Consider the following 5,256-nt stretch of genomic DNA (forward strand, 5'->3'; position numbering starts at 1 on the left):
ATACCTTCAGTGTCTTTTCTTATTAGCTTAAATTGGATCCGGTCTCAGTGATGACTCAAGGGGCAGGGAGAACACCTCTCCCGCCTATCTAGCTGTCGTCACCCGCCACGTTCAGTGTCGTCTAATAAACAAGCGCAACTTGGTACTGGCTGTAGTCACCCAGTACATCCAAGCTCATCCCCAGGCGACTTTGAATGAGCTGAAGCAAGTGTTTCCCGATTTCCTCCACAGTTCCTTTGGGGTGGTGGCTCCGATTGAGAAAGCCCTAGAGAAGGGCCAAAAGCGCTACTTCCTGGATGAGAGCCAGATTTTACAGACAGGGGATAATCAGACCGTTGCGGTCTGTAACCAGTGGGGTATCGGCAACATTGGCCCCTTCCTCGACATCGCCAAACAACTTGGCTACGCCATAACGGCCCGGTAAACCAGTGTTAGTCTTAGGAAAATTAGCGATTACCTTCTAGCACTAAGCAAACCAACGACTAACGAGTCTTACTCCGGCAGATGATGACATGGGCGTAGGCACCTCTCCTCCTGTAAACAACTCTCCAGACCAAGACCAGTCCATCCCGATTTTGCCTTACAGCCTAATCGTGGGGCAGGAAACGCTCAAGCTGGCGTTGGAGTTGGCCTACATTGCCCCTCGGCTGGGGGGTGTGCTGCTGAGTGGCCAGCGAGGTACGGGTAAGTCTACCGCTGTACGTGCTTTTGCCAGAATGGTCTACGGCGATTTGCCGGTTACGCTGCCGATTAATGCCACCGAAGATCGGGTAGTCGGTGGCTTGGATGTGGACAAGCTAATGCAGAGCGATGCCCAATGGAAGGATGGCCTGCTGGTTGAGGCTAAAGACAAGCTGCTCTACGTGGATGAGATCAACCTGCTGGATGACCACATAGTCAACATCATCTTGGATGTAACCTCGACCGGGAAGCTAGAAGTCCAGCGGGATGGGCAGAGTGTTCGGAATGATGTGTCGTTTACGCTGGTCGGCACCATGAACCCGGAAGAGGGCGGGCTGCGGCCTCAGCTGTTGGATCGCTTTGGATTAATGGTGAATGTCAACACCGCCACTACTAAGGAAGAGCGTTTGAAGATCCTTCAGAATGTGTTGACCTTTGAAGATGAATGGGCCAAGCAGCGACTGGGTCAGTCGTCAGCGTTTTTGGCTCAGGCTCAGCAGGCAGATGAGCAGAGGCGGAATGCTCTGACGCAGGCTAGGAAGCGCTTCTACGAAGTAGAGGTGAAACCAGCACTGGAGACCTGTGTTGCCCTGGCTGAGGCCTTTGAGGTTGAAGGTAATCGGGGAGAACGGGTGTTGGCCATGGCAGCGCGAGCCCACGCTGCTCTGGCAAAACGATTTGAAGTCACGACTGATGACCTCAGAATAATTGCGCCGTTGGCGTTTCAACATCGGCGGATGGGGGTGGATCAGAACCAAGAGGCGATGTGGACTGAAAAGGATGAGCTTGAGCTACAACGGGTTCTAGGTTCAGATTCAGACAAGTAAACCAGGGGCATATTGAGTGAAGGCTGAGTTTCAAAATCCGTTGATGAAGGGGTTGGCCTGTGCTGCCCTGGACTCTGGATTGCGAAGCATTCTCGTGTTTGATGCTTCCCCGGCTACGCTACAGACCATGGCCAGGCTGCTAACTCAGATGGTAGCGGTTGTTGCTAAGGGAGAGGTGATTTTCCCCCAAGCCACTGATACCAAGGCTGCCAGGCAGATTGTGCCAGTTCAGCTCGGCGCAGTGAAAACGGAAGAAGACCTGTGGGGCAGTCTGGCCCTAGGGCGAAATGGCACGTCCCAATCGGTAATCTGGAAAGCTGGTTTGCTGGCAGCCGGGAAGGAGCTGGAAACTCGAATTGTCGTCATCCCCGATTTGTCGCGGCTGAGTTTGGCGGCGAGTCGAGCCTGTGTGATGCTAATGGGGGCTGAGGTGGCCCACCTGGAGCGGCACGGACAGCACGATCGCTGGCAGCCCCAGTTATTTTGGTTGGCGGGGTGCGATCGCACCCGCATTGGCACCCTCTCTCCCCATTTGCTCGACCGCTTTGCCCTGCGGTTAAGCGGTGGGGAGTCGCCAAATTCTCAACAGCGGGTCATGCAACTGCGATCGTGGTTTGAGCAGTTCGACCAAAAGCAATTTCCTGGGGATGGGGAATGGGAGGCAGCTCCGCTATCGGCTGAGGTGGTGGAAGGGTTAAAACAGGCCCAGCAGATTCAGCCCGAGGTTTTGCCAGAAGCGCGAGAGCGGGTGCTGAACTATGTTGGGGTATCTGGGGGGTATAGCCCACGCCGAGATTTGGCTTTGTTGCGGCTAGCCAGGGCACAGGCTCAATTGGCGGGTACAGCGAAGGTGGGTGAGCAGGCGGTGGATGCGGCGGCGGCCCTAATTGGGCTCACCCTTCAGCTTAGCCAGCCGGAAATGCCTCCGTCCGATTCGACGGCGACTGACCTGGATGACCCACAGTCTCTGAGCCAAGGGTCTGAACAGGAGAATACTCAGCCCGCCCGCGATGCGGCTCAGTCGGTGACGGAAGCACCCGTTTTCGAGTCAGATACCCAGGAAACGTTTCCTCCCACGGCGCTACCCCTGGGTGGGCCAGCCATAGATCCCTATCTGGAAGACACGGTCGCCCCTGAACGGGAGGCCGCCTCTTTGCGTCTGCCTCCCCGGCGATTTAAGGCGGCATCTCTGGGGCGTGGGGCGATTATTGGGGTTGAACCGGCCCCGATTCCCCGAGACTTGGCTTTGATTAGCACGTTATTGGAAGCCGCGAAATACCAAGCCCTGCGGTGGCAGGCGTTTAAGGAGAAGCCAAACTCGCCTCAGTGGGCAAGAAAACTGCTAGATAAGCGGCAAGCAAACGGCCATGTTCCATTAATTCTGCAAGCGGGAGATCTGCGGCGCTATCGCCGAGCTGCCGTGCCAGAGCAAATGCTGACTTTAGTTTTGGACTATACCTCGCTGAAGGAGTGCCAGTGGCAGGGGGCGTTGCTGCCTTACCTTCAATGGGCCTATGTGGAGCGAGCCAGTGTTTGCCTGATCCAAGTGGGGGCGGCGGATGCGCAGGATGAGTTGCGGGCGGAGAAGCGCGAGGCAGACAACATTCTGGTGCCCCGCATTCGCAACCGGTTGGAGGTGAATTGGGGACGGGCGACACCTCTGGCCCATGGGTTAGATTTGGCGTTACAGACGCTGCGCCATCGGTTGCAGCATGGGCGTAGCACTGTGCAAAAAGCGGTGTTGGTGGTAATTACGGACGGGCGGGGTAATGTGCCGCTGGAGGCCAGTCGGGCCGGAAAGGTGACGGCTCCGGTGGGGCGGCAGGGCATTGAGGATGCCATGGCGGTGGCGCAGCAGATTGCGGCGTTGAAGGGAGTGGAGGCTGTGGTGTTGAACCCGCAGCCGAAGCACTATGGGGATCTACCTGTGGAATTGGCCCAGGCTCTGGGGGCAAAGATTGCCAAGATTCCCAATCTCCAGCTTTGGGAGGTGGCAGCACTGTGAGCCAACTTGCTCAAGACATTACCGGAACCAAGAGTCTGCGGCACACTGGGCGATCGCCCACTCTCCAAGCCGAGGAACCGGTACTGCATCGAACCTCTCTTGTTCGGGAGATGGAACCGGGGCTGGTACCTCCCCGTGTGGTGATTTTGACGGCTCTGGCCGAAGAGTTTCTGGCGGTTGAAAAATACGTGCCAGAACACAAAGAACTTATCCACCCAGATGACAAAGCAGTTTATGAGTATGGTCGCTTCACGTCAGGGGGGGCGGTATGGGATGTTTTGATTGTCGAAACAGGCAAGGGCAACATTAACGCGGCAGATGAAACCCAACGGGCGATCGCCTTTTTTAAACCGGATGTGGTTTTGTTTGTCGGTATCGCAGGTGGACGAAAGGGTGTCTCGATTGGCGATGTCGTGGCCTCAGAGAAAATCTACAACTACGAATCGGGCCGAGATGAGATTGAGTTTAGGCCCCGGCCTGAGGTAGAACGCCCCAGTTACAAGCTAGAGCAACGGGCACGGGCTGTTGTACGCAGTTGGATACGACACAAGCGGGAACCGGGTAATGAGGATTTACCTAACGCGTTTGTGGGGGCGATCGCAGCGGGTGAGAGCGTAGTGGCATCAACCGAGTCCAGAACAGCTCAGCGTTTGACCCAAAACTATGGGGATGCCCTGGCTGTGGAAATGGAAGGCTATGGATTTATGAGGGTAGCGAAAAGAGTTCAAGGCGTTTCGGCCCTGGTTATTCGCGGTATTTCAGATTTGATAGATGGCAAAGAGGCTGCTGATCAGCAGGGTTCTCAAACTTTGGCCGCAGGCAATGCAAGTGCCTTTGCCTTTGAGCTATTGGCCAAACTAGAGGGGGCCGCACCACTGACGGAAGTTGCTAAACATACTGACTCTGTAACCTTCGACCCCGACCAAACATTGCCCCATCATCTGACCAGCCTATCTATTGAGGCGATCAATGGGGGTGAATACTATCTACGGGCACACCATGGCAGGCAAGACTTTATCGAAACAGGAGAATTTGCTCCTCCATTGATGCAGTTGCCTATGCTCATTGAGGTTGAGGGCAGTTATGAAAACGTAGTGGGTGCTATAGACACCTGCAACGAGGCTTTGAAAAGTACCGAAACTTGTCCAATTGGTCGATTTCTACGGTGGCTACCCCATCAGACCTCTGATACCCCACAGCCTGCCTGCTTGACGATTGACGATCGCACAAACTTGGGCATCCCCTGGGAGTTGCTAGAAGTAGATGAGAGGCCTTTGGGCATTGCGTTACAAACCATTCGCTCCTGTCCTGACATCCCTGATGTCGATACTGTCGAGCCCTTTTGTCAGGGTGGGGTCTTGGCCTACGCCTCTGCATCAGTCCAAGCGTGGCAGACAGCCTATAGTTTTCAGTGCCACGCAGAGTTTCGTGAGTTTTTAGGCCAGCTCCAGACCTCTAAGGCGGACTATGGGCTGGTTTACATTGATGGGCTGGGGCTTCCGGTAGCGCTTCAACACAACCCAACGGCATTCATCAGGCGATCAAACCTCTTCAAATCTCGTGCCAGTCTCGTGTTTGTCAATGGCCAGCTATCGTTTGATGAGTCACTGTCCCTTGGGTGCATCCCAGTTATGTAATGAGCAATAATACTTAGCCTTAGCCAGGCCCATGAACGTTAAGCTTTGAGCAGTTCAACCTAGGAACTTCACTGCCATGGATGCCTCCAAAGAAGCCCGTCTCAAA

The 5,256-nt window shown here is 55.1% G+C and carries 4 protein-coding genes; all 4 read left to right on the forward strand.

From position 1 onward, the window contains the following. Positions 1–139 precede the first annotated feature (139 nt). The 4 genes from IQ273_RS29945 to IQ273_RS29960 all read left to right on the forward strand — a co-directional run bounded on the left by IQ273_RS29945 (position 140) and on the right by IQ273_RS29960 (position 5,150). Positions 140–424 carry a hypothetical protein gene (locus IQ273_RS29945; protein ID WP_194026749.1) on the forward strand — a complete coding sequence of 95 codons (285 nt, stop codon included), beginning with the start codon at positions 140–142 and terminating at the stop codon, positions 422–424. 88 nt (positions 425–512) lie between these two features. Further along, positions 513–1,508, forward strand: a complete 996-nt coding sequence (locus tag IQ273_RS29950; RefSeq protein WP_194026750.1) for an AAA family ATPase — start codon at positions 513–515, stop codon at positions 1,506–1,508. A 16-nt stretch (positions 1,509–1,524) separates the two neighbouring features. After that, entirely contained in the window at positions 1,525–3,513 is a 1,989-nt protein-coding gene (locus IQ273_RS29955) for a hypothetical protein (RefSeq protein WP_194026751.1), read from the forward strand. Next, positions 3,510–5,150, forward strand: coding sequence for a 5'-methylthioadenosine/S-adenosylhomocysteine nucleosidase (locus IQ273_RS29960; protein WP_194026752.1), 1,641 nt, complete (start codon positions 3,510–3,512; stop codon positions 5,148–5,150). The genes IQ273_RS29955 and IQ273_RS29960 overlap by 4 nt, the downstream gene beginning before the upstream one ends. The last annotated feature ends 106 nt before the right edge of the window (positions 5,151–5,256 follow it).

Origin of the sequence: Nodosilinea sp. LEGE 07298 (genome assembly GCF_015207265.1) — a bacterium.
In the GTDB taxonomy this organism is placed as follows: Bacteria; Cyanobacteriota; Cyanobacteriia; order Phormidesmidales; family Phormidesmidaceae; genus Nodosilinea.

Bases quoted from the DNA above. Each gene is read 5' to 3' on its own strand.
- IQ273_RS29950 (WP_194026750.1), top strand. From the start codon at position 513: ATGGGCGTAGGCACCTCTCCTCCTGTAAACAACTCTCCAGACCAAGAC.